Source organism: Sorangium sp. KYC3313, assembly GCF_052075895.1.
Taxonomy (GTDB): Bacteria; Myxococcota_A; Polyangia; order Polyangiales; family Polyangiaceae; genus Sorangium; species Sorangium cellulosum_B.
In genome coordinates this window covers 4366876-4389412 of sequence record NZ_CP197255.1, presented here as the reverse complement: position 1 = coordinate 4389412, position 22537 = coordinate 4366876, and the positions used below count along the sequence as shown (strand labels likewise).

Genomic DNA, 22537 nt, shown 5'->3' with positions numbered 1-22537 from the left:
GTGGGCGCTCCTTCTCGGAGCGCCTCACCATGCAGCAACTCACCCTCGAAGGTCAGCAGAGAGTTTCCGACCTGTCACAGCGCTATTTCGTCAGCACCGACGCGGTGATGACGTTGTTGCAGGCGCTCGTGAACGGCCATGGAACGATGGCGCAGTTCTACCACCCCGAGCTGGGCGGCGGCGGGCAGTGGATGCTGGGCGGCATGACCATGGTCGGGGACATGTTCAACAACGGCCTCAAGGCCAAGGTGGACGGCCTGTGCTCCGAGCTGTCCAGCCTGCTGTCCAGCCAGCCGTTCGTTCCAGCGCCCCCGAGCTATCCGTCGCAGGGCGGTCAGCAGCAGCAGCAAGGTGGCAGTGGAGGTTTTGGGGGCTCGCCGGTCAGCCTGTTCGTCCCGGGGTCGGGAGGGGGCTCGGGCAGCTGGTGGCCCGGGGAGCTCGGCGTGCCGAGCTCCAGCGGATCGCAGAACAACGTCCGATATGCCTACTTCCCCGGCGCGCGGCGCCTGGCCGTCGAGGTCGACGGGCGCGTCAGCGTCTATGACACGCTCGATCATCAGATCGGCGGCGTGTCGCAGCAGCAAGGGTCGGGGGCGTCCGTGACGTTCACCAGCCAGTACGGCGTGGTGAGCGTGCTGAGCTTGCCAATCCTCTCCGGCGACCTTGCCGTGAAGCAGGCGCCGATCGCCCCGCCCGCTCCGGCGCAAGCGGCCGCTCCGGCGCAGGCGGACGCCGCCCTCCCCCGCCCTGCTCCGGCGCAGGAAGGGGATATCTTCTCCGCCATCGAGCGACTCGCCGATCTGCGGCAAAAGGGGTTCATCACCGAGCAGGAGTTCGCTGCGAAGAAGACAGAACTCCTCGGCAGGCTCTGAGCACGAGGATAAGGACAATCGCCGAGGGCGAGGAGGAGCGGGCGGCGAGCGCCGGAGAGGAGCGCTCGCCGCGCTCCGTCAGCCGTCACCCGCCGTGACAGACCGCTTCGATGTTGTGCCCATCAGGATCACGCACGAACGCACCGTAGTAGCCCGGGTGGTACTGCGGCCGTAGCCCCGGCGGACCGTTGTCGACGCCTCCAGCGGCGAGCGCGGCCCGGTAGAACGCGTCGACGTCGGCCCGCGTCTTCGCGACGCAGGCGCCTGGCCTACCGCGCGGGCCGCGCGCTCTCGCGCTCGAGGCCGCGGAGGACCTCCTCGAGCGCTTCCTGGGTGATGAGACCGACGTGCCGGAAGACCTCCCGGCCCCCTGCGTCGAGGACGACGACGCTCGGCACGTGGTGCAGCCCGGCGAAGGGCCCCTCTCCGGCGATCGTCGGGGCGTCCGCGAGCGCCACCGGGTACGGGAGCTTGAGCGCCGCGACGAAGGCCTCGACGAGCGGCCGGTTCTCGCTCGCCTCGAGGACCAGGAGCGCCGCGTTGACGCGCGGCGTGTGATCGCGGAACAGCCCCGCGAGGAACCGCGCCTCCGCCTGAGACGCCACATCGTAGGTCGCGACGAAGCCGATCACGCTGAACCTGCCCGAGAGCGACCCGGTCGAGAGCTCGCGGCCGTCGAGGGTCTCGTACGAGAAGCTCCGCACCGGGCCGGGCGCCCGGCCCGGCGCGGCGACCGGCGGCCCCGCCGCCGGCTCCCGGACGGCGTCGCCGCCCCCGCCGCAGCCGATCGCGAGCAGCAAGAGCGGCGTGCAGACAGGCGCGAGCGACCTCATGGCAGCGGATCACCCTCCAGGTGGGCGTCGAAGAGATCTGCGCAGAGCTGCAGCGAGGGTGGGAGCTCGGCGCCCTTGCGCCGCTGCGCCAGGACGGCATGGCACAGCTCCTCGATGACCAGCTTGATCGGCGTGGCCTCGAGCTGCGCGCCGTCGAGCAGGATCCCCGGACCCGGGGCGTCCTCCGCGCGGACGAGGGGATCGTGCCGCGCCCAGGCGATGCCATCCTCGGGGAGATAGCGACACCAGAGCACCCGCACGAAGCGCAAATAGAGCGGCGTCACCAGCGCCACCACGCGATCGCCCCCCGCGGCGACGCCGCGCAGCGCGAAGCCGCCCGCCGGGCGCGGTGCGCGCTCCCCCCCCTCGATCGCGACCTCGATCCGCTCGCGGCGCCCGGCGTCGCTCTCGACCGACAGGAGCGGCGCATAGATCGCCACCGCGGGCACCTGCAGCTTGGGCGCGTCTTCCGCGAGGACGTCGAGCCACGCCTCGCGCGCCTCGGGGCCGAGCTCCCCGTACACGTGGGCCGCGGCGATGGCCGCCTCGGCGTCGGTCGCGAGCGCGGCGAGCCACTCCCGCCAGGCGGCGAGGATACGCGGGTCGAGCAGCGCGCCCGACGACGCGGGCAGGCCCTGCGCCGCGCCGTCGGGCGCGGCGGCGTCCAGCGAGGGCTCCTGGAGGAGATCGACCGAACTCGGGTCGCGGCGCTCCGTCATGCCACCCTCAGCGCAGCGCGTCGCGGCGACGCGCCCCGACGTCGCGCTCCAGATCGCGCAGGAGCTCGGCGAACTCGTCGCCCCGTCCGAGCGGCGCCGCGAGCGTGAGCTCTCCGCCGCGCTCCGCGAACAGGAGCGCGACGCCGTCGCTCGCCTCGACGATGCTCTTCACGAACACGACGTCCGCGGGATGGACCAGGACGTGCTGCACCAGCATCCCGGCGCTCGCATCCGCGATCGAGAGGGGGCCGCGCGCGGGCCCGAGCTGCTCCTCGGCCCCCGAGGGCTGCCCGCCGGCCAGAGGCGCGGACGCGACTCGCCTGGAATTGCTGTCGTTCCGGCCCATGGACGGCGGAGCTAAGCACCGCTCGCCGGAGGGATCCAGCGGGCACACCCGGCGGGGATGGCCAGCCTCCTCGCCGCGTCAAGAGGCCGCGTCCCTCCCTCGATCCGCGGGCCCCGCGGCGTTCTCGAGCTCACCAAAGCGGCGCGAGATCGTCGGGCCGCTCACCTCCATCCGTCATGATTTGCACTGGCGGCTCGCCGGCGGCGTCGTCCGGAGGCGACGGGCCGCGGGCCCGAACCAGACGAGGGCCGACGAGAGCCACCGCCGCGAGCCGGGGCAGGCGGGCTCTGGGGCCACGGAGCGCTCGAGGATCGCCGCGCGGGGCGAAAGCGCCGCGAGGGGCGCTACACTCCCGCCGATGTCAGCCTCACGAGCCTGCAGCGAGCGAATGGAGGAGCGCCGCGAGACGTGCCCGGCGCCGCAGCCGAAGACCGCCGTCGACGACGAGCGCGAGCACGACGAGCACGACGAGAACGACGGCAAGCTGCTCGATCTGCCGCCGCTCGGGCACGACGAGGAAGAAGGGGGCGACGAGGGCTTCGACGACCTCCTGCAGACGCTCGACGACGCGGAGCAGGGGCTCGACGACGCGAACGCGAGCGACCTCGAGATCGGCGTCGAGCTCGCTCTGGACGACGGCGGGACCGGGGAGGACGAGCCGGCGGAAGAAGGCGTCGACGTCGGGGCGCTCCACGAGGGGATCGCGGAGGCCGACGCGAGCACATGGCTGTCCGATGAGGCCGTCGAGCAGAGCGACGCCGAGCAGGACGATCTCGACGATCACGGCGGGGCGCACGGCGACGACGGCGGCGCGGAAGGGACGGGAGAGGACCCGGCGGACGACGTGGACGAGGGGGAGCTGCCGGCGCTCGACGCGGATCAAGACGGCGCGTACGAGGGCGAAGATCTGCTCGCAGAGCTGCCCGATCTCCCCGACGATCACGCCCCCGTCTGGGATGCGCTGCCCTGGGTCGTCGTCGAGGACGCGGGCGCCGCCGTCCCGTGCAGCACGCTCGCGGTGGCCGGCGGCTACGTCGTCGCAGGCAGCGCCGGCGCAGAGCCCGGGCTGGCGAGCGAGCCCGCCGCGCGATCGGGGGGTCGCCCGCGCCGCGCGGAGCGGGCGGGCGGCGAGCGCGGGGCCGTGCTCGTCATCGACGCGGGGGCGCTCTCCGCGCGCCGCGCCGGCATCGACACGTCGGCGTCCTCGATCGCGCTGTCGGACAGCGCGATCCTCATCGCCACGCGCCGCGGCAACCTGCTGCGGAGCGACGACCGGGGGAAGAGCGCGAGCACGCTCGGCGCGTGGGGCTCGGGCGGCGCGCCCGTGACGCTCGCGACGACGCCGGGGCGCCTGTGGGTGCTGGCCGGCAAGACGCTGTGGTCGCCCGCGGCCGGCGCGGTCGTTTCGCCGCCGGAGACCGGCTCCGCCGTGGCCGCGGGCTCGCCCCGCCGCGACGGCGCGCCGTCTCCGTCGAAGGGCGCGCTCTCCCTGTCGCCCGGGCCCGCGCTGCGGGACGGCGTGCTCCGGATGAGCGCGAGCGACGGGGTGATCGTCGCGCTCACGAGCGCGGCCGAAGGACCGCAGCTCGAGCGGCTCCGCGGCGACGACGAAGGCTCGCCGGTCGTGCCGCTGTCGGGGGCGGCGCGGCGCGCGGCCGAGGCCGACGACTGCAGGCTCGCAGCGGCGGCCGGCGGGCGCGCGATCGCGATCTCCGGCGCCGGGCTCCTCTGCGTGTCGCGCAACGGCGGCGAGACCTTCCGCGTGCTGGAGGGGCTCGCGGTGGTCGTCGCCCTCGCCTTCGCGGGCGACCACGCGACCTCGCCGCTGCTCGCGCTCGTCGCGCGCGAGGGCGAGCGCCGGGCGCAGCTGGTCCACGTGCCGTCGAACGCCGCCCCGACGCTCGTCGCCGAGCTCGGCGCGACGCCCCCCGGCGCCCCCGAGGAGGAGGCCGCGTCGATCGGACCGGCGGCGATCGCCTGGGACGCGTCGCGCGAGGTCGTGTGGGTCGCGTGCTGGGCGGGGCTCGTCGCGCTCACGCGACAGAGAAAGCACTGACGGTCGTCCTCCGCCGCGCGAGCGACGCGCTCGCGCGGCGAGCCGGCGCTCGCGCGTCGCGCTCAGCCGCCGACGAACGACGCGTGCAGCAGGCGCTGCGCGGACGCGACGTCCGCGGCGTCGACGAGGGCGCCGAGGCGCAGGGGGCCCGCGACCGTGAACCGAGGCGCGATGCCGGCGCGCGCGAGGACCTCCGCGAAGCGCGCGAGCGGCTCCGCCGTCGCGGAGAGCCCGTCGCCGACGACGCTGACCGCCGCGAGCCCCTCGACGAGCTCGAGCGACGGCAGCAGCGCGGCGAGCTTTCGCCTGGCCCCCTGCCACTCGGGCACGTTGAGGAGCGGGATCACGAACGCGCCGCCGCCGTGACCGAAGGAGAGATCCCGGAAGCCCAGCCCGAGCTCGCCCGCCGCGCGGAGGACCTCGTCGAGCCGGAGCCCGCCGTCAGCCCGCGCGAGGACGACGTTGCCCTCGGCGACGATCGCGCGCGCCGCGATCGCCGGAGGCGCCGAGCCCGGCGCGAACCGGCGCACCACCGTCTCCCGCGCGCCGGGGCCGGCGTCGAAGGTCGACCGCGCGACCAGGGCCACGCCGGAGCGCCGCGCCCACTCGACCGCCTGGGCGCAGACGACCTTCGCGCCGCACTCGGCCATCTCCTGGAGGACCGCGCAGTCGAGCTCGGGCAGGTGACGGGCGTCCGGGACGACCCGCGGGTCGGCCGAGTACACGCCGTCGACGTCGCTGTAGATCTCGCAGCGCTCGGCGCCCAGCGCCGCCGCGAGCGCCACGGCCGTGGTGTCGGAGCCCCCGCGGCCGAGCGTCGTGATCTCGCGGCGGTAGCTCATCCCCTGGTAGCCGGCGACGATCACGATGCGGCCGCGCGCGAGCTCGTCCTCGATGCGGAACGGGCGGACCTCGATGATGCGCGCGTCGAAATGGCGATCGTTCGTGAGGATGCCGGACTGGGAGCCCGTGAACGAGATCGCCTCGAAGCCGCGGGCCTGGATGGCGATCGAGAGGAGCGCCATCGAGACGCGCTCGCCGGTCGAGAGCAGCATGTCGAGCTCGCGCCGGGGAGGATCCGCGGCCGCGCTCGCCGCCTGCCGGGCGAGCGCGAGCAGGCCGTCGGTGGTCTTGCCCATCGCGCTGACCACGACGACGACGTCGTTGCCGGCGCGCTTCGCGGCGACGACGCGCTCGGCGACCTTGCCGATCCTGTCGACGTCGGCGACCGACGAGCCGCCGTACTTCTGCACGATGATCGGACGGCCCGCCTTCGCGGACGGGGCGCCCGGCTCGCACGGCGAGCCCTCCTGCTGGGCGCGGTTCGACGGCTGCTCGGCCATGCTGCACCTCCAAGCGCTGCGCGCGCTGCGCAAGAGCTCGGGCTATCACGGGCGCGACGCGTGGGCCAAGCGCGCGCCGCCGCCGCGAGGGCGCGGGCCGCGCGGCGCGCTCAGGCGAGCTCGCTCTGGAGCAGCATCTCGTAGAGCTCCGCCTCGGAGTCGCGCCCCTCGGCCCGCGCCCGGGCGGCGAGCCGCGCGAGCACGCTCCGCCGCCGCGGCGCGACCTCCAGACGGACGGCGTCGTCCCCCTCCTCCATCCGCGCCGAGAGCAGGGCGAGGAGATCGAGATCGCGGCCGAGCCGATCGAGCACATCGGCGAGCGCCATCGCCACCCCCTGGTCGGCGGGATCGGCGCGCAGCCGATCGGCCAGCCGCTCGGCCAGGAGCTCGTCGTCGACGCCGAACGCGCGGGCCAGCGGCACCTGCCCCTCCGCCAGCGTGACGCTGTTGGGGATGGGCGCCGTGAGGTCGGTCGACGTGTCGGTGCCATCGAGCGTGGGCATCTCGTCGATGGTCCCGGGATCGATCGGCGCGGCCTCGGGCGGGGCGGCCGGCGCGCGGGGGACAGGGGGAGGCTTGATCGGCGCCGGGGCGATCACCACGGGCTCGGGCGGGATCGTGCGCCGGCGCGGGGCGGCGACGTGGACCTCGATCCGCTGCTCGGCCGCGCGGGGCCGCTGGACCGGGCCGGGCGGCGCCGGGGCAGGCGCGACCGGCGGCGCGATCTCGCCCGAGACGCGGCGGAACGCGGCGGTGATGCCTGGATCGCGCGGCCGGAGGCGCAGCGCGAGGCCTAGCTGTCGCTGCGCCGCGAGGAGATCCCCCCGGGATCGCTCCTCGATCTCGGCGGCCTCGGCGAGCAGGGCCGCGACGGCGGCGGCGCCGTCGCCGAACGGCGCTCCCCTCGCGCGAGCGGGGCCCGCGTCGTCCGCGCGGCCCTGGAGGGCGAGCTCCACCGCGTCGCGCAGCCGCCCGAGCGCGACCGACGCTCCCCCGAGATCGCCGAGCCCGGCGCACCAGCGGCCCTCGAGCAGCCGCGCCTCCAGCGCCTCCGGCACGCCGGGCGGGACGCTCCGCACGCGCGCGATCGCCGCCGGGAGATCCCCCGCGATCTCCGCGAGGCCTCGGCCGAGCTCCAGGTCGAGCGCGCACGCGGGCGCGCCGCTGCGCGCGGCGAGGGCGCGCGCCCGGGCGAGGAGGTCGAGCGCGCGCCTCCCCTCCCCGGCCGCCCGCAGCGAGCGCCCGAGGCCCGCGACCACGTCGGGGCTCTCCGGCGCGTAGCGGAGCGCCCGCTCGAAGAGCACCCGCGCGTCGGCGGCGTCGCCCCGCGCGAGGAACGCCTCCGCGGCCCTGCGAGACACGGCGTGGCGCGCCTCGGCGCCGCGCGCGGAGGCCTCGAGGTGCTCGGCGTCCGCGAGCGCGCCGCGCACGTCGGCGACGTCGAGCCGCGCATGGAATCGCGCCCACCGCAGCGCCTCGATCCCGGGCGCGCGCGCGACGCCGAGGTTCAGCGCGTCGAGGCGCACGTCGACGGTGTCCGCGAGCGCCGCCGCGCGCAGCCACGCGAGCGCGGCGAGCGGGCCGTAAGGCTCCGCGTGCGCGGCGCGCGCGAGCGCGGAGAACGCGCCGTCATGATCGCCGACCGCCTCGAGGAGCGCGCCGCCGAGGAGGCCGGCGTCCACGGCGGGCATGGCGTCGACGACAGTCGAGAGCGCCCCCTCGGCGCGCTCGCCGATCACGAGGTCGAGCCAGGCGAGGCGCGAGGAGATCTCGGGGTGCCGCGGGGCGCGCTCCAGCGCGGCGAGGTAGGCGCGCCGCGCCTCGTCGAGCCCGCCCGCGGACGCGAGCTCGTCGGCGGCGCCCGCGAGCTCGGCCGCCTCGAGCGCCCTGAGCGCGCGGTCGCCCAGCGCGGGAGGCGCCGCGCCGAGCGCGCCCTCGGCGCGGAAGCGGCCCGCCTCCGCGGTGACCACGGCCCACTGCACCCCCTCCACCGCGGGCGCCCTCGCGCCTGCCGCGGGCAGGAGCAGGCGGACGATCCGCTCGACCGCGGCGTCCAGGACGATCGCGCCCTCGACGAGGCGCCCGTGCGCGCCCGCCATCATCGACAGCGCCTGCAGCGCGAGCGCGTGCGGCGGGGCGGCGAGGCCGATGCCGCGGGCGCGCGCCGGCAGGAGCCTGAGCGCGCGCTCCCCCGGGGCCACGGCGACGTCGAACGCGAGCGCCGTCTCGCCGGATCGCAGCGCGACCAGCGCGCCGTCCTCGATGGGCGCGATGAGGAGCTGCGGCGCGCCGTCGCCGAGGAGGCCGCGCAGCCGCGGCGCGGCCCAGCCGGCGAGCTCGGTCCCCTGCGCCTCGACGGCGAGCCGGACGAGCTGGCCACGCCGGTGCCGGAAGCGCGCCACGCCGCCGGAGAGGTCGACGGGGAACCGGATCCCGGCGAGCCGCACCACGAGCTCGGTGACGCGGAGCGGACCGAGCGCGAACGGCTCCCCGAGCTCGATGGCGAGCGCGCCCTTGCTGACGGCGAGCCGGAGGACAGGGCGGTCGTCGGGCGGGCGCGGGGCCGCGCCGCCGCCGGGCGCGAGCGCGCGGATCGACGGCGCAAGGCCCAGCGCGCGCGCCGGCCGGCCGCGCCTCTGTCCAGCAGCCATACCCGCCAAGGGTATCAACCCGGCGGCATGTCAGGCGAGTTCACGGCGATCGCGCCGGACGAGACGCGGCCGGGCGGGTCAGACGTCGCCCTTGGCGAGCTTGTCCTTCATTTTCTGGATGAGCGCCGGAAACCCATCCTTCTTGATGATCTTCGTGAACTGGGCGCGGTAGCTCCCCACCAGGCTGACGCCCTCGGTGACGATGTCCTGCACGCGCCAGGCGCCGCCCTTCTCGGCGAGCTTGAAGGCGATCTCGACCGGCTCCTCGCGCGCATCCTTCCTGGAGACGGCCTTGGTCTTGACCGTGATGGCGCTGCCGCTCGCCGTCTCGCCGAGGTACTCGACGTTGAAGTCGAGCGTCTTCTTCAGGTTGCGCTCGTAGGCCTTGCGCACGAGCTGCTTGAGGAGCTCGCTGAACTGCTGCTTCTCGGCGTCGGTCCGCGCGGCCCACTCGCTGCCCAGCGAGGCCTCCGCCAGCGCCGAGTAATCGAGCATCTCGTCGAAGACCGCGCCCACCTTCTTCTGGTTCTCGCCCCCCCCCTTCTTCAGGAGGTCGAACAGGGCCGTCTGCCTGGCCTTGACGACGTCCGTCGCCGTCCCGGCGCTCGCGAGGCCTACCGGGCCGAGCGTGAGCGCGAGCAGCGAGAACGCCGCCGCGAAGAGATGGTTCATCCTGCGTGTCACGTCTGGTTCTCCTTCTGTACCTGCGGGCCGCGAGCGCGCCTCGGGACGCTTCTACTGCTCACCCTGTCGCTCCGCAAACGGCATGGCAAACAGCCTGCCAGGCCGAACGCGGGGCCCGGTGGCCCGGCGACGCCCCGCCCCTGCTCTCCATGAACATCGCGAAAAGAGACAGCAATCCGCCTTCACTGGCCCGCTCCCCAGGGGCAGACGGCGGCCTCGGCGGCCTATTCACGCGCGGGGGCGGGCTCGGCCGCAATCTCCCGGCCGGGCGCCCGGTCCGGGACCCTCACCCGGAACGCGGTCCCCTCGCCCTCGCGGCTGTCCACCTCGATCGCGAAGCCGTGATCGTCGAGGATCCGCTTCACCACGGCCAGGCCGATGCCCATGCCGTGCGTGCGGGTCGTGAAGAACGCGTCGAAGAGGCGATCGCGGGCGCCCGCGGGGATGCCTCGCCCCTGATCGCGGATCTCGAGGAGCCACGCGCCCGGGTCGCGCCAGAGGCGCACGGTCACGACGGCGCCCGCGGAGCTCGCCTGGATCGCGTTCCGCACGAGGTTCCAGACGACCTGGCGCATCTGGGCCGCGTCGGCGGTCACCGGCGCGGACGGCGGCCCGTCGAAGCGCACCTCGACATCGACGCCGCGGCCCGAGCGCCCCGCGAGCACGACGACGTCGCGGGCCGTGGCCGAGAGGTCCACGCCCTCGAGCGCGGGCACCCGCGGGCGCGACAGATCGAGCATGTCGCCCACGAGGTCGTTCAGGCGCGCGGTCTCGCGCTCGATGATCTCGCAGAGCTTGCGGTCCTCGTCGGAGAGCGTGCCGCCCGTGCGGAGGAGCTCGATGGATCCCGCGATCGAGCCGAGCGGGTTCCTGATCTCGTGGGCCAGCCCCGCGGCGAGGCGGCCCAGCGCCGCGAGCCGCTCGGCCTGCTCCGCCCGCGCGGTGGCCTGCACGAGCCGGCCGCCCGTCGCGCGCAGCCGCTCCGCCAGGTAGCTCGCGAGCAGCGTGACCACCACGATCGCGAGCAGGTTGACGAACATCGGGTACCGCAGCTCGCCCCACTGCGTCGCGTACGCCCCGGCGGGCTGATCCGGCGGCACCCCGGCGAGGTGCAGCCCGAGCGCCGCGCACAGCACGAGGTACGCCGCCGCCCCCGACGCCGCGGCGACGATGGCGCCGGGGAGCCCGAGGAGGATCGCCCCCGTGAGGCAGGTGAGGCCGTAGAGCGACGTCGCGCCGCTCGAGGCCCCGCCGGTGATGTACACGAGCGCGGTCCAGGTGATCTGATCGGTCACGAGCTGCGCCCGCGCGATCGCCCGGAGGGCGCGGTTCATGCGCAGGAACACGGCGTAGACGCCGGAGACGCCGTACGCGACGGCGACCGTGACCAGCGCGACGTTGCTGGAGAAGCTCCCGGGGGTGAAGCCGCCGAGGTACACCGCCGCGGTCACGACGAGGAAGACCGTGAGCACCGCGAGGCGCAGCGCGATGAGCCAGGTGAGCCGGCTCGCGAGCGGCGCCTCGGCGCCGCCGGGAGCGCCGGACGGGAGCAGCATCGCCGGCGTCGAGGCGCGGGCGCCGCGCGACGGCGCGGCCTCGGCGTGATCTCGCGGCGCCCCGGCCTCGCCGCCCGGGCTCGCCGGGGAGGCCGCGGGCGACATCACTCCGCCTTGATCTTGCCGGCGAGATCGAAGATCGGCAGGTACATCGAGATGAGCACGACGCCCACCATGCCGCCGACGATGACCATGAGGAGCGGCTCGAGCAGCGACGTCAGCGCGGCGACGGCGACGTCGACCTCCTCTTCATAGAAGTCGGCGATCTTGTTGAGCATCGTGTCGAGGGCGCCGGTCTGCTCGCCGACCGCGACCATCTGCACGACCATGCCAGGGAAGACCTGCATCTCGCCGAGCGGCTCGGCCATGTTCTTCCCTTCGGAGATCTTCTGGCGGGAGTACATGAGGCCCTCCTCCACGACGACGTTGCCGGCCGTCTTCGCGACGATGTCGAGCGCGTCGAGGATCGGCACGCCGGAGCCGAGCAGCGTGCCGAGCGTGCGCGAGAACCGCGCGACGGCGATCTTCTGCATGACCGGGCCGATGATGGGGAGCCTGAGGATGAGGCGGTGCACCATCCGCTTGCCGGACGGCGAGCGGTAGAAGTAGGTCGCGCCGACGACCGCGCCCACCGCCACGACCACGATGAGCGGGAGGTACGTGACGAACGTCTTCGAGACCGCGATGACGATCTTCGTGAGCTGCGGGAGCGCGTCCTTCGCGCCGAACTCCGCGAACATCGTCTCGAAGGACGGGATGACGAACGACATCAGCACGACCATGACGACGACCATGATCACGATGACGGCGATCGGGTACGCGAGCGCGCCCCGCACCTGGCGCGCGAGCTTCACGCGCTTCTCGATGTAGATCGCGAGCCGGTTCAGGATGCTGTCGAGGATGCCGCCCACCTCGCCGGCCTGGACGAGGTTGACGAACAGGTCGTCGAAGATCTTCGGGTGGCGCCGGAGCGCGTCGCTGAACGTGGCGCCCTGCTCGACCGTGTTCTTGATGTCCTTCAGCGCCGCCTGGAAGATCTTGTTCGGCTCCTGGTTCGCCAGGATCTCGAGGCACTGGACCAGCGGCAGGCCCGCGTCGATCATCGTCGCGAACTGGCGGATGAACTTGACGAGGTCCTTCGGCTCGACGCCCGAGCCGAAGGTCAGGCTGAGGCTGAGCTGCGCCCCCTTCTTCTTGACCCGGGTGGGGTTGAGCTGCTGAGCGCGGAGGCGGTTCTGCACCGCCGCCTCGTTCTCGGCCTCCATGGTGCCCTTCCGGATCTCTCCGGAGCGGCCGCGCGCCTCCCAAACGAACTCCGCCATAGTGCTCCCGGTCTTCTCCCTGGTCCACGACGGGCCTAGCCGACGCGCAGGGGCGGCCCCGCATCGGGGAGGCCAGGATAAAGTTCCAGGCGGTCCAGGGTCAAAGACGGTGGCGCGTTCTCTGATCCGGCAGGGGGGCGGTGGGGGCGGTGCGACGGGACGGGGAAGGAAGGGAGGGAGGGAGAGGGCGCCACGCCGAGCAGCACGCGCCGGCGGGGGTCTCCGCGCGGCGGGGGCGGGCGGGCGCTCGGCCATCCGCCAAGACGGGGACCGAAGCGCTTGCGCTGAGAACACCGCCCGGCATGTCTCCCTTCGGGCCATGCCACCTGGAACGTTTCGTCGCGCGCCACACAAGGCGCGCCTGAGACGTCGCGCTCCCTGAGACCGAATGGCACCTCGGTCGGTGCTCGCCGCGCCCACCCGCCCCCGCCGCGCGGAGACCCCCGCCGGCGCTCACCTCGATCCAGCCCTGCCGCTTCCATCCGATCGCGATGGCCCCGAGCCATGAGCCCGGATCACAACCGCTCGCACACGGACACGATGGCGGGTCATCGGGACAGGAAGATGGGTCATCTGGACACGAAGGTGTGCCATCTGGACAGGCAGGTGGGTCATCTGGACACGAGGGTGTGCCATCTGGACACGAGAGTGTGCCATCTGGACACGAGGGTGTGTCGTATGGGCATGGCACAGGTTCATCGGACGAAACGGGATCGCCGGCACGGGATCGTGAGATGGCTCCCGTTGTCCGGAGGACGGGGCGTCTGGTCCGGGTGGGTCACCGCAGGCCGGACGCCGAGGCTCCGCCGCGCTCCACGACCGGCACGAGATGCTCCCTCACCTCGCGCACGAAGCGTGCGAGGCCGCACGCCGCACCGCTCGCTTCGAGGCGCTCGATGAACACATCGGCCCAGCGCGCGTCCGCATCTCGCCCCGTGGTCGTCAGCACCGCGAGGACCCGCTTCGCATCCTTGCGGTCCGCTTCGTTCTTCGAGGTGAGTCGCTCGGGCTGCACGCAGGGGTCGAAATGGAGCTCGCGGCGGAGCGCATCAAGCCGCTGGCGTTCCGCGTCGTCCTCGGGGACCCACGCCGCGACCAACCAGGCTTCGATCTCGGGCTCGGGAAGCGCACCGACGACGACTTCGAACGGCCACGTCCTCCTTTTGTCTGCCACAGCCTGGGCGAAGCCCCTCACGCGCTCCGATGTGCGGTCCACATCCCGCGCGATCACCACGGCCTTCGGGGGCTCGTCCTCCTCCGCGAAGAGCAAGAGCGCGGCTCGGTGCATTTGCGCGTCGTCCTCGCCCCGCTCTCCTTCGAAGGAACCATAGATGCGGAGGCCGCGCTCCCGAGCTCGCTTCCACGCGCCGTGCAGGTCGAGCCAGCCAGAGCCCTCCACCCCCTGCCAGCTCCGGCACGGTGAAAGGGGATCCGTCATCGAGCCTTGACACGCCTCGACGGTCTCTTTCACCCACGCGATCCGGTCGATGAGCATGCGGTCGACGAGCTTCTGGATGATCCGCGCATCGCCGGCGCTCTCGGCGGCGATACCGATGCCGACAGCGCTCACTCTCGCGCCTCGCTCACCCATCCCTCGCCGACGAGGCTCCACAGCTCACCCGGGCGAAGATAGGCGCCCCGCTTCTGCGCTGTCGGGTGCTCGTCGAGCCGGCACAGGGCCGCCCCCCGCTCACCGGCGCGGCTCATGACGATGACCTCCTCCATGCGCAGCTCATCGAGGATGAACGGCGAGTGGCTCGTCGCCACGATTTGCAGCTCAGGCGTCGCCTCGAGGACGCCACGGAGGAGCGCGACGAGCCTGCGCTGCGCAACTGGGTGCAGCGCCTTGTCCAGGTCGTCGAGCAGGACGAGGCTCGGCGCGTTGAAGCGCACGACCGTGATGAGCCCGAGGGTGAGCAGGGTCCCTTCGGAGAGCTGGTCGGCGGGCACCCACCCCAGTCCCTCCCACTCGACCTCGACGCGGGCGCCGGTGCGGTCGTGCACCTGATCGGCCCAGAAGTCCTGGCCATCGACGGAGATCCGCTGCCTCTCGCGGCGCCGGACGCGGGCGGGGAGCGCGCGGATACGCCGTGCGCCGGGGACGATGATCGCCAGATCCCGTTCGATCGATTCCAGGGTTCCGTCACGCAGCCCCTGCAGGTATTGCAACACGGAAGCCAGACCCTCACCGTCGTGTTCGACGCGTGGGATCTCCTCTTCAGAGTAGTGCTCCGCGGCGAGCGTCTCGGCGTGCAGCTTGAGCCGGACGACCGATCCGAGCTTCGCCTCGCGGGGGCCTTGAAAGAAGCGCCGTTCTTCCTCCTGGTCGTCGCAGGGCACGCCGAGCTCCGTCTCTTGCCCTTCCTTGCCGAACCACAGGTGCAACCACTCAGGTTCAGTCTTCTTCTCCTTCGCGGCCCCTGCGCGAAGGCCAAACCGCCTTCCGTCCTCCAGGACGGCTTCCAGCTCGAGCTCGGTGGCGTCCGGCTTCGCGACCAGGTCTTTCATCGCGCTCTTGCCCCCGAAGAGCGCCCCCGGACGGATGTTCGCGGACCACCCGGGCTTCGCGCCGGCGAGCTGGAGCAGGCAGTGCATCCCCTCCAGCACGGTGCTCTTCCCCACGGCGTTCGCGCCGACCAGCACGTTGAGCCGTCCGAGAGGCAGCCTCACGTCTCGAAGCAGCTTGAAATTCTTGAAGTTTGCTTCCGTCAGCATCGCCGCTTTCTCGTTAACCCGAGATCGGGGCCGGGTACAGAAGCCTACCCGCGCCCGCGCTCCGCCACGTAGCGGACCGCGCCGTGCACCTCGCGGAGGAGCGCGCCCTGCCGGCGCTCGACGCGCACGAGCTCCTGGTGGCCCTCCCACGCGCCGACCGGCGCGACAAGGACGCCCCCGTCGCTCAGCTGCGCCTCGAGCGCCGCGGGAGGCTCGGTCAGCGCGTACGTCACCGCGACCTTCCAGGGCCGCTCCGACGGCGACGTCCGCTCGCCCGCGAGCACGCGCTCGGCGAGCGCGCGCCCGTCGCCGCACAGCAGCGTGACGCCCGCGCCCTCGTCGGACGGCGCGGCGGCGCTGGCCGCGAGCGCCTCGTCGCCCTCCTGGCGATCCGGCCGCGCGCCGAGCAGCCGCACCGCGCGCGCGTGCAGCGCGGGGTCGATCTCGATCGAGGCGACGTGCCCGGTCGGGCCGACGATGCGCCGCGCGAGCGCCGCTCCGTAACCGGTGCCCGTGCCGAGCTCGAGCAGGCGATCGCCCGGACCGAGATCGAGCAGGCTGTACGTGAGCAGGTACGCGTGCGGCGCGCTCACCGTCGCGTGCCCCGCGCGGTCGAGCGGCAACGGCGTGTCGTCCGCCGACGCGGCGAGATCCTCCGGCAGGACGAAGCGCTCGCGCGGCACGAGCAGGATCGCGTCCAGGTAGTGGGCGAGGAACTCGAAGCGGCGCGCGAGCTCGGCCACGAGCGGCGCCCGCGCGACACGCCCGGCCTCGGCGAGCTCGACGTCGCACGCGATGGCCGCGTCGAGCCGCTCGGGGACCGGCTCCCAGCGATCGGGCCGGCGATCGTCGTACCTCGCCGCGAGCGCGGCGAGCGGCGCAACCGCCGCACGTATCTCGGTGCCCACGGGAGAAGTCACGGGGAGATCCTGAAGCAGGAGCGCCCGCGCGGCTCGATCTTTCGGGGAACGCGTCGCGATTGTCCACGCGTCGCCCGGCTCATCCGACCGGCCGCCAGAGCTCGTTTGACACGGGCGCCCCGCCCTCCTCATCCTCGGCCATGACCCCCGTCGATCTCACGCCGATCGCAGCGCTCGCGATCGAAACGCACCGCGCCGCGCCGTGCGCGTGTGTCGCCGCAGCCGTGCGCACGCGAGACAACGTCCGGTACGGAGCGGGCGCCGCAGGGCGCTTGTGGCTGGAAGACAGCCCGCCCGCCGGCGCCCGCGGCGCGACGCCGGCCGCGGCGACGGGCGACGCGATCTTCGATCTGGCGTCGGTGACGAAGCCGTTCACCGCGCTCGCGTTCGCCCGGCTCGCCCGCGCCGGCAAGGTGAGGTTCGACGAGCCGCTCGGGCAGGTGCTGCCGGAGCTCGCCGGCACGCGATCGGCGCGCGTGCCGCTCGAGCTCCTCGCCGCCCACCGCGCCGGGCTCGAGGCGCACCGCCCGCTCCATCCGCCCGGCGACGACGCGCCGATCGATCCCCTCGGCGCGCTGCTCGAGTGCGCGAACGGGCGCCGCGCGGCGTGCGAGGGCGATCCGCCCGCCGGCGGGTTCCCGCCGGTGTACAGCGACCTCGGGTACGTGCTGCTCGGCGCGGCGGTCGCGCGGCGCGGCGAGGCCGAGCTCGACGAGGTCGTCGCGCGGGAGGTGACGGGCCCGCTCGGGCTCGCGGTCGCGCCGGTCCGCGCGCTCCGGCGGCGCGATCCGCGGTTCGACGAGCGCGCCGTCCCGACCGAGGACGTCGCGTTCCGCGGGGGCGTGCTCCGCGGCGCGGTGCACGACGACAACGCCTGGACGATCGCCCGCGACGGGATGGCCGGGCACGCGGGCCTCTTCGGCGACGCCATGTCCGTGGCGCGGCTCGGGGTCGCGCTGCTCGAGGCGCTCGCGGGCGAGCGCCCGGAGTGGCTCTCGCGCGACGAGGTCCGGCGGCTGATCGCGCCGCGCCCGGGCGGGTCGCTGCGCGCCGGGTTCGACGGCAGGAGCGGCGAGAGGCCGAGCTCCGGCGCGCGCTTCGGCCCGCAGACCTTCGGCCACCTCGGCTTCACCGGGACGAGCCTCTGGATCGATCCGGAAGCGGAGCTCGTCGGCGTGCTGCTCACGAACCGCGTCCACCCGACGCGCGCCTCCGACGCGATCCGTCGCGCGCGGCCCGCCGTCTACGACGCGATCGCGGAGGCCATGGCGCGGGCGCGATGACGCGAGGACGGATGGCGCGCCGCATCGGTCCCGCGTTTTCGCGGGCCGGCGCGGAGCGATGCTAGGCTGCCGCGGTGTCACACGGCGCCGTCCCCGAAGAGCTGGGCCCCTCCTCCGGGCTGGTTCGCTCGCCCGCAGAGCCGCCGCGCGCGGACGGCGAGCCGCGCCCCGGCGCGGTCCAGCGCGAGCACGACGGCGCGCGCGACGCGGACGGCGCGCCGAGGCCTCCCGACGCGGACCACGCCCCGCCGCCCGGATCCGCCAGGGCGCCGCGGCGCGCGCAGACCCCCGCCGCGAGGCCCAGCTCGCTGCGCCAGAACGCCGCGCAGAGCGGCCGCTTCATCCGCGCGTACCTGACGACGTTCACCGTCCTCGCGAGCTACCTCTGGTTCTTCTTCCTGCGCCGCCTCCTCGGAGAGACGTGGGCGAACAACCGCGTGGAAGAGGTCCACGCGAAGAACGCCCGCCGCATCGAGCGCACGATCGTCGAGCTCCAGGGCCTCTTCATCAAGGTCGGCCAGATGCTCAGCATCATGGCGAACTTCGTCCCCGCGACCCTGCGCGCGGGGCTCGAGGGGCTCCAGGACCAGGTGCCGCCGCGCCCCTACGAGGAGATCGAGGCGCGCATCGCCGAGGAGCTCGGGCGCCCCATCGGCGAGGTCTTCGCCCGCTTCCACAGGGAGCCGCTCGCGAGCGCGTCGCTCGGCCAGGTGCACGAGGCGTGGCTCATGGACGGCACGCGCGTGGCCGTGAAGGTGCAGCACCGCGACATCGACGAGATCGTCCGCCTCGACCTGCGCACCATCCGCCGCATCATGGCGATCGTCGCGCAGTTCGTCCCCGTGCAGGGGCTCGACGCCTACCACCACCAGATCCGCTCGATGATCCTGGAGGAGCTCGACTTCGTGCGCGAGGCCAGGAACATCGTGCGCATCGCCGACAACTTCGCGAAGCAGCCGCAGGTCCGGTTCCCCCGGCCCATCGAGGCCTACTGCACGCGACGGGTGATGACGACGACGTTCGTCGAGGGCATCAAGGTGGGCGACGTCGCGGCGCTCGACGCGCACGGCGTCGATCGCAAGGCCCTCGCGCGGCAGATCGTGCAGGTCTTCTGCCAGCAGATCTTCATCGACGGCATCTACCACGCGGATCCGCACCCGGGGAACATGCTGGTCGGGCCGGGCGGGGAGCTCGTCCTGCTCGACTTCGGCGCGGTCGCCGAGCTCTCCCAGGAGATGCGCGAGGGCATCCCCGAGTTCCTCGAGGCCGTGATCCGCCGCGACACGGAGGGGATCATCAAGGCGCTGCGCAAGATGCGCTTCCTCTCGCGGCGGGACGCCGTCGACGTCAGCGAGAAGGTCGTCGAGTTCTTCCACCAGCGCTTCCAGGACGAGGTGAAGCTCGAGTCGTTCAACCTGAAGGACATCAAGCTCGACCCGCAGAAGGGCATCGAGAGCCTGATCGACCTCCGGCGCATGAACATCGGGCTGAAGGAGCTCTCCGGCGCGTTCCACGTGCCGCGCGACTTCGTGCTGCTCGAGCGCACCCTCCTCCTCTTGACCGGCGTCTGCACGCAGCTCGATCCGGACCTGAACCCGATGGACGTCGTGCGCCCCTACCTGCAGGACTTCGTCCTCGGCAGCCGCGACTGGGCCCAGATCGCCCTCGAGGCGGCGAAGGACATGGGGATCAAGGCGCTGACGATCCCGGACGACCTGCGCAAGTACCTCACGCGCGCCAACCGCGGCGAGGCCGAGGTGAAGATCCGCGGCCTCGCCCAGGCCGCGTCGCTCGTCTATACGGGGGTGCGCCAGCTCATCTACGCGGCGCTCGCGATCGCCGCCGGCTTCGCCGGGCTAGAGCTGTACCTGGCTGGCCAGGCGGCGCTCGCGCGCTATTGCCTCTACGGCGCCGCTGCGGCCGGCGCGCTGCTCGCAGGGAGCCTCCTGTTCACGAACCGAGGGTGACGACACGCCATGAGCTCGATCGATCTGTCCCAGTACGAGGCCGACGTCGCGGCCGCCGAGGCCGAGGTGACGCGGATCAGGGAGGAGAACGCGCAGCTCGCCGAGGCGTACCGCGGCGTTCCCGCGGAGGACGCGCGCGAGATCCTCCGCCGCGGCGCGGCGTCGCTCGCCGCCGCGCGCGACCGCTGCGAGGCGGCGCGCGTCGCGCTGAAGCTCGCGCAGACGACCGGCTCGCCGCACGGGCTGCTCGCGAAGGACGGGGTCGTCGCGGGCTCGGTGGCCGTCGCCATCCCCGCCGGCTCGTCGAGCGGCGAGCGGGCCCGCCTCGTCGACGAGGCGCTCTCGGCCGAGCTCACCGGCGCCGCGCGCGACCTCGGCGTGGTGCTCGCCGCGCCCGCGGAGCGCTACACGCGGGAGCGCCCCGGGCGCGACGCGGAGGGGCGCACCATCCTGGACGTCTCCGGCCACGTGGAGGGCGACCTGCTGATGCCCGCCGTCTCCAAGGCGGCCAAGAACGCGCGCAGGAGCTGAGCGCGGCGCGCGAGGAGCTCGCAGGGCCCTGCGCGCCGAGACGCGCGCCGCGACGCCGCGGCGCTCAGCCCCGGAACGCGGCGATGATCGCCGCGGCCCGCTCCTCGACGCGCACGCGGAGGGGGGCGAAGCGCGCGTCCGCGCGCGCGCGGTCGAGCACCGCGCAGCGCTGCATCCAGAAGGCGTCGAAGAGCCCTGCGTCCACCGCGCCGGCGAGCACGCGGAAGAGCGCGTCGTCCTCGCCGAGGAAGGCGAGGATCTCGGCGTACATCTGGAAGAAGAGCGGGCGCAGGCGGCTGCCCGGCTCGGAGCTGTCCGCCTTCGCGCTCAGCAACGCCCGCTGCTCGTCCGAGAGCCGCGACGTCGCGAGCACGTCGCGGTAGATGCGCGCGTACTGGATCGGGATGGTCTCCGTCGCGAGCGAGAGATCGTCGATGGGGAACGCGGCGCCGCGCCACAGCCCGAAGCGGGCGCGCATCACCGCCTTGTGAAAGCGGCTCGACGGGTCCTCCGCCGGCAGGTCGAGCAGCACGCCGGCCGCCGGCCAGTCGCCGAGCAGCGCGCGGCCGCGCGCCAGCTCCCAGCGCGGGAACGGCTCGCTCGGATCGAGCGCCAGCGCCGTGTCGAGCCGGAACATCGCCTCGTCGACGAGCCCCGCCTCGAGGAGGATGCGGCCGAGCAGCTCGTGCGCCTTGGCCAGGCTCGGCGCGCACTGGAGCGCCTTGCGCAGCGCCGGGACGGCGCCGACCGGATCGCCCGCGCTGAAGCGGACCGTGGCGAGGGCCACCCACGGCTCGCCGAGCGCGGGGGCCAGCGCGATCGCCCGCTCGGCGGCCTGCTGCGCCTTCGCGAACTGCGCCGCGCCTTCGCCCCGCGCGCCCATCAGCCGCGCGAAGGCGATCGCGTAACCGGACAGGATGCTCGGATCGTTCGGGGAGAACGACAGCGCCTCCTCGAACAGCGCCACGGCCGGCGCGGCGTCCCCGTACCAGAGGCGCCGCATCTGGTGGCGCGCGCGCAGGTACAGGTCGATCGCGCGCGGGTCGCTCGGCGACTCTCGCTCGCGGCTGGCGGCGTCGACGGTGAGCGCCGCGGCGATCGCGCTCGCCGCGTCGTCGCTCACCGTGAGCAACGCCTCGGGCGAGCTGTCGAACCGCTTCGCCCAGAGCTGGAACCCGTCCTCGACGCCGATGACGCGCACGGTGACGCGCACGCCGCCGGGCGGCACGCGCGACGCCGGCCGCGAGTACGGCGCGGAGGGCTGCGAGCGCGGCCCATCCGGGGCGTAGCCGCCGGCGCCGGTGCGGCGGATCGATCCCTCGACGACGACCTGCACGCCGAGCTCGCGGCCGACATCCCTGGGATCGCGGCCGTCGAGCCGCACCCGGGAGACCGCTGCGCGCGGCCGGACCTTGAGGCCGGCGGTCATCGACAGGGTGTCGGTGAGGTCCTCGGTGAAGCCGTCGGCGAGGTACTCGTCGTCCGGCGCGCCGACGTTGCGGAACGGGAGCACGGCGACCGTCTTCAGCGACGACGTCGACGTCGGCGTGGGCGCGGGCGTGGGCGCGGGCGCCGCCAGCGTGGGCGAGTTGAGGCGCCGCTGCGGCGCCGTCACCGCCTCGACCGGCGGCGACGCGGCGACGCGGGTCGGGTTCTGCTCGATCGGCTGCGGCGCCGTCGGCGCGGCCATGGCGGAGGACGCGGCGATGGCGGACACGAGCGACTGGGCCGGCTGCGGGGCGATCGACAGGCGCGAGCGCGCGAGCAGGAGCGCGCGGTGGGCCTCGGCCGCGCTGGCGTAGCGGTCCTCACGGCGGATCGCCATGCACCTCAGGACGACGTCCACGACGGGGAGGGGCACGTCCGGACGGACGGAGCGCGGGTCGGGCGGCGGGGACTTGAGCCTGGACATGGCGGCCGCGATCGCGCCGGCGCCCGGCCACGCGCGCCGGTGGGTGAGGCACTCGAAGAGGATCATGCCGAGCGCGTAGATGTCGGTGCGGGCGTCGAGGTCGGGCTCGCCGGTCAGCTGCTCCGGCGACATGTACGCGGGGGAGCCGAGCACGAAGCCCTGCGACTCGCCGGCGCTCGGCCCGGACGAGGTGCGCGCGATGCCGAAATCGGTGATGACGACGCGCCCGTTCCTGTCGATGAGGACGTTCTCGGGCTTGAGGTCGCGGTGCACGATGCCCGCCGCGTGCGCGGCGCCGAGCCCGTCGCAGAGCGAGCAGCCGATGCCGATGGCCTGCTGCGACGGCATCGGGCCCGTCCGCGCGAGAACGCTGTGCAGCGATTCGCCCTCGACGCACTCCATCGTGAGGAACTTCTCGCCGTCGTGGTCGCCGAAGTCGAACGTCCGCGCCACGTTCCTGTGCGTGACGCGACGCGCGAGCTTCACCTCTTGCCGGAAGCGCTCGAGCATGCCGGCGGAGTCAGCGAGATCACGACGGAGCATCTTGAGGGCGACCACCTCGTCGAGCTCCACGTCGCGGACGCGGTACACGCTGCCCATGCCGCCGCTGCCGAGCAGGCCGAGGATCTCGTAGCGCCCGGCGATGCGCTGAGGCGCCGCGACGAAGCCAGACCCATGGCTCGGCTCGCTGCGGGGCGTCGGCTCGGAGGCCGTAAGTCGCCTGTCGCTCACCCGCTCAGTCTACCCACGCTGAAGGGGAGAAGTCAGCGCGTGCGAACCACCGGACAGAAAACATGAAATTCGCCGCGTCCTGCTCACCTCGACAT

The 22537-nt window shown here is 73.8% G+C and carries 17 protein-coding genes and 1 pseudogene; 5 read left to right on the top strand and 13 right to left on the bottom strand.

Annotated features, from left to right (window positions below; genetic code table 11):
* Nucleotides 1-29: 29 nt before the first annotated feature.
* Nucleotides 30-872, top strand: coding sequence for an SHOCT domain-containing protein (locus ACSRUE_RS17205; RefSeq protein ID WP_441291935.1), 843 nt, complete (start codon nucleotides 30-32; stop codon nucleotides 870-872).
* Between the two features lie 85 nt (nucleotides 873-957).
* On the opposite strand, the pseudogene ACSRUE_RS17200 reads toward ACSRUE_RS17205, so the two are convergent.
* The 4 genes and pseudogenes from ACSRUE_RS17200 to ACSRUE_RS17185 form a co-directional block, all read right to left on the bottom strand.
* Nucleotides 958-1134: pseudogene (locus tag ACSRUE_RS17200) on the bottom strand (VOC family protein); the annotation flags it as partial.
* Between the two features lie 7 nt (nucleotides 1135-1141).
* Nucleotides 1142-1705 carry a TlpA family protein disulfide reductase gene (locus ACSRUE_RS17195; protein WP_437765246.1) on the bottom strand — a complete coding sequence of 188 codons (564 nt, stop codon included), beginning with the start codon at nucleotides 1703-1705 and terminating at the stop codon, nucleotides 1142-1144.
* The gene (locus ACSRUE_RS17190) at nucleotides 1702-2424 is read right to left on the bottom strand and encodes a hypothetical protein (RefSeq protein WP_441291934.1); all 723 of its coding nucleotides are present in this window, start codon (nucleotides 2422-2424) and stop codon (nucleotides 1702-1704) included. Before ACSRUE_RS17190 ends, ACSRUE_RS17195 begins: the two co-directional genes overlap by 4 nt.
* A 7-nt stretch (nucleotides 2425-2431) precedes the next feature.
* On the bottom strand, nucleotides 2432-2770 hold the full coding sequence (locus ACSRUE_RS17185; protein ID WP_437765244.1) for a DUF4911 domain-containing protein: 339 nt from the start codon (nucleotides 2768-2770) through the stop codon (nucleotides 2432-2434).
* Between the two features lie 358 nt (nucleotides 2771-3128).
* Between ACSRUE_RS17185 and ACSRUE_RS17180 the strand changes: the two genes are divergently transcribed.
* The gene (locus tag ACSRUE_RS17180; RefSeq protein ID WP_441291933.1) at nucleotides 3129-4826 is read left to right on the top strand and encodes a hypothetical protein; all 1698 of its coding nucleotides are present in this window, start codon (nucleotides 3129-3131) and stop codon (nucleotides 4824-4826) included.
* A 62-nt stretch (nucleotides 4827-4888) separates the two neighbouring features.
* Here the strand turns inward: ACSRUE_RS17180 and ACSRUE_RS17175 are convergent, their stop codons facing one another.
* From ACSRUE_RS17175 to ACSRUE_RS17140, 8 genes are all read right to left on the bottom strand, one after another.
* On the bottom strand, nucleotides 4889-6169 hold the full coding sequence (locus ACSRUE_RS17175) for an aspartate kinase (protein WP_441291932.1): 1281 nt from the start codon (nucleotides 6167-6169) through the stop codon (nucleotides 4889-4891).
* A 110-nt stretch (nucleotides 6170-6279) separates the two neighbouring features.
* The gene (locus ACSRUE_RS17170) at nucleotides 6280-8820 is read right to left on the bottom strand and encodes a tetratricopeptide repeat protein (protein WP_441291931.1); all 2541 of its coding nucleotides are present in this window, start codon (nucleotides 8818-8820) and stop codon (nucleotides 6280-6282) included.
* Nucleotides 8821-8898: 78 nt separating this feature from the next.
* Nucleotides 8899-9492 (bottom strand): MlaC/ttg2D family ABC transporter substrate-binding protein, encoded by a 594-nt coding sequence (locus ACSRUE_RS17165; RefSeq protein ID WP_441291930.1) that lies wholly within the window; start codon nucleotides 9490-9492, stop codon nucleotides 8899-8901.
* A 236-nt stretch (nucleotides 9493-9728) separates the two neighbouring features.
* Nucleotides 9729-11165 (bottom strand): sensor histidine kinase, encoded by a 1437-nt coding sequence (locus ACSRUE_RS17160; protein ID WP_437765239.1) that lies wholly within the window; start codon nucleotides 11163-11165, stop codon nucleotides 9729-9731.
* Nucleotides 11165-12382, bottom strand: coding sequence for a type II secretion system F family protein (locus tag ACSRUE_RS17155; RefSeq protein WP_437765238.1), 1218 nt, complete (start codon nucleotides 12380-12382; stop codon nucleotides 11165-11167). Before ACSRUE_RS17155 ends, ACSRUE_RS17160 begins: the two co-directional genes overlap by 1 nt.
* Before the next feature lie 778 nt (nucleotides 12383-13160).
* Entirely contained in the window at nucleotides 13161-13652 is a 492-nt protein-coding gene (locus tag ACSRUE_RS17150) for a hypothetical protein (protein ID WP_437765237.1), read from the bottom strand.
* A 296-nt stretch (nucleotides 13653-13948) separates the two neighbouring features.
* Nucleotides 13949-15097, bottom strand: coding sequence for an AAA family ATPase (locus ACSRUE_RS17145; RefSeq protein WP_437765236.1), 1149 nt, complete (start codon nucleotides 15095-15097; stop codon nucleotides 13949-13951).
* Nucleotides 15098-15141: 44 nt separating this feature from the next.
* Nucleotides 15142-16017: a protein-L-isoaspartate O-methyltransferase family protein gene (locus ACSRUE_RS17140; RefSeq protein WP_437765235.1), complete on the bottom strand. Its 876-nt coding sequence runs from the start codon at nucleotides 16015-16017 to the stop codon at nucleotides 15142-15144.
* A 140-nt stretch (nucleotides 16018-16157) separates the two neighbouring features.
* On the opposite strand from ACSRUE_RS17140, the gene ACSRUE_RS17135 reads away from it, so the two are divergent.
* The 3 genes from ACSRUE_RS17135 (at nucleotide 16158) to ACSRUE_RS17125 (ending at nucleotide 19798) form a co-directional block, all read left to right on the top strand.
* Entirely contained in the window at nucleotides 16158-17300 is a 1143-nt protein-coding gene (locus ACSRUE_RS17135) for a serine hydrolase domain-containing protein (RefSeq protein WP_437943207.1), read from the top strand.
* A 74-nt stretch (nucleotides 17301-17374) separates the two neighbouring features.
* Nucleotides 17375-19267: an ABC1 kinase family protein gene (locus tag ACSRUE_RS17130; protein ID WP_441291929.1), complete on the top strand. Its 1893-nt coding sequence runs from the start codon at nucleotides 17375-17377 to the stop codon at nucleotides 19265-19267.
* A gap of 9 nt (nucleotides 19268-19276) precedes the next feature.
* Nucleotides 19277-19798 carry a hypothetical protein gene (locus ACSRUE_RS17125; RefSeq protein ID WP_437943208.1) on the top strand — a complete coding sequence of 174 codons (522 nt, stop codon included), beginning with the start codon at nucleotides 19277-19279 and terminating at the stop codon, nucleotides 19796-19798.
* Between the two features lie 64 nt (nucleotides 19799-19862).
* On the opposite strand, the gene ACSRUE_RS17120 is transcribed toward ACSRUE_RS17125, so the two are convergent.
* Nucleotides 19863-22442, bottom strand: coding sequence for a protein kinase domain-containing protein (locus ACSRUE_RS17120; protein ID WP_441291928.1), 2580 nt, complete (start codon nucleotides 22440-22442; stop codon nucleotides 19863-19865).
* Nucleotides 22443-22537 lie beyond the last annotated feature (95 nt).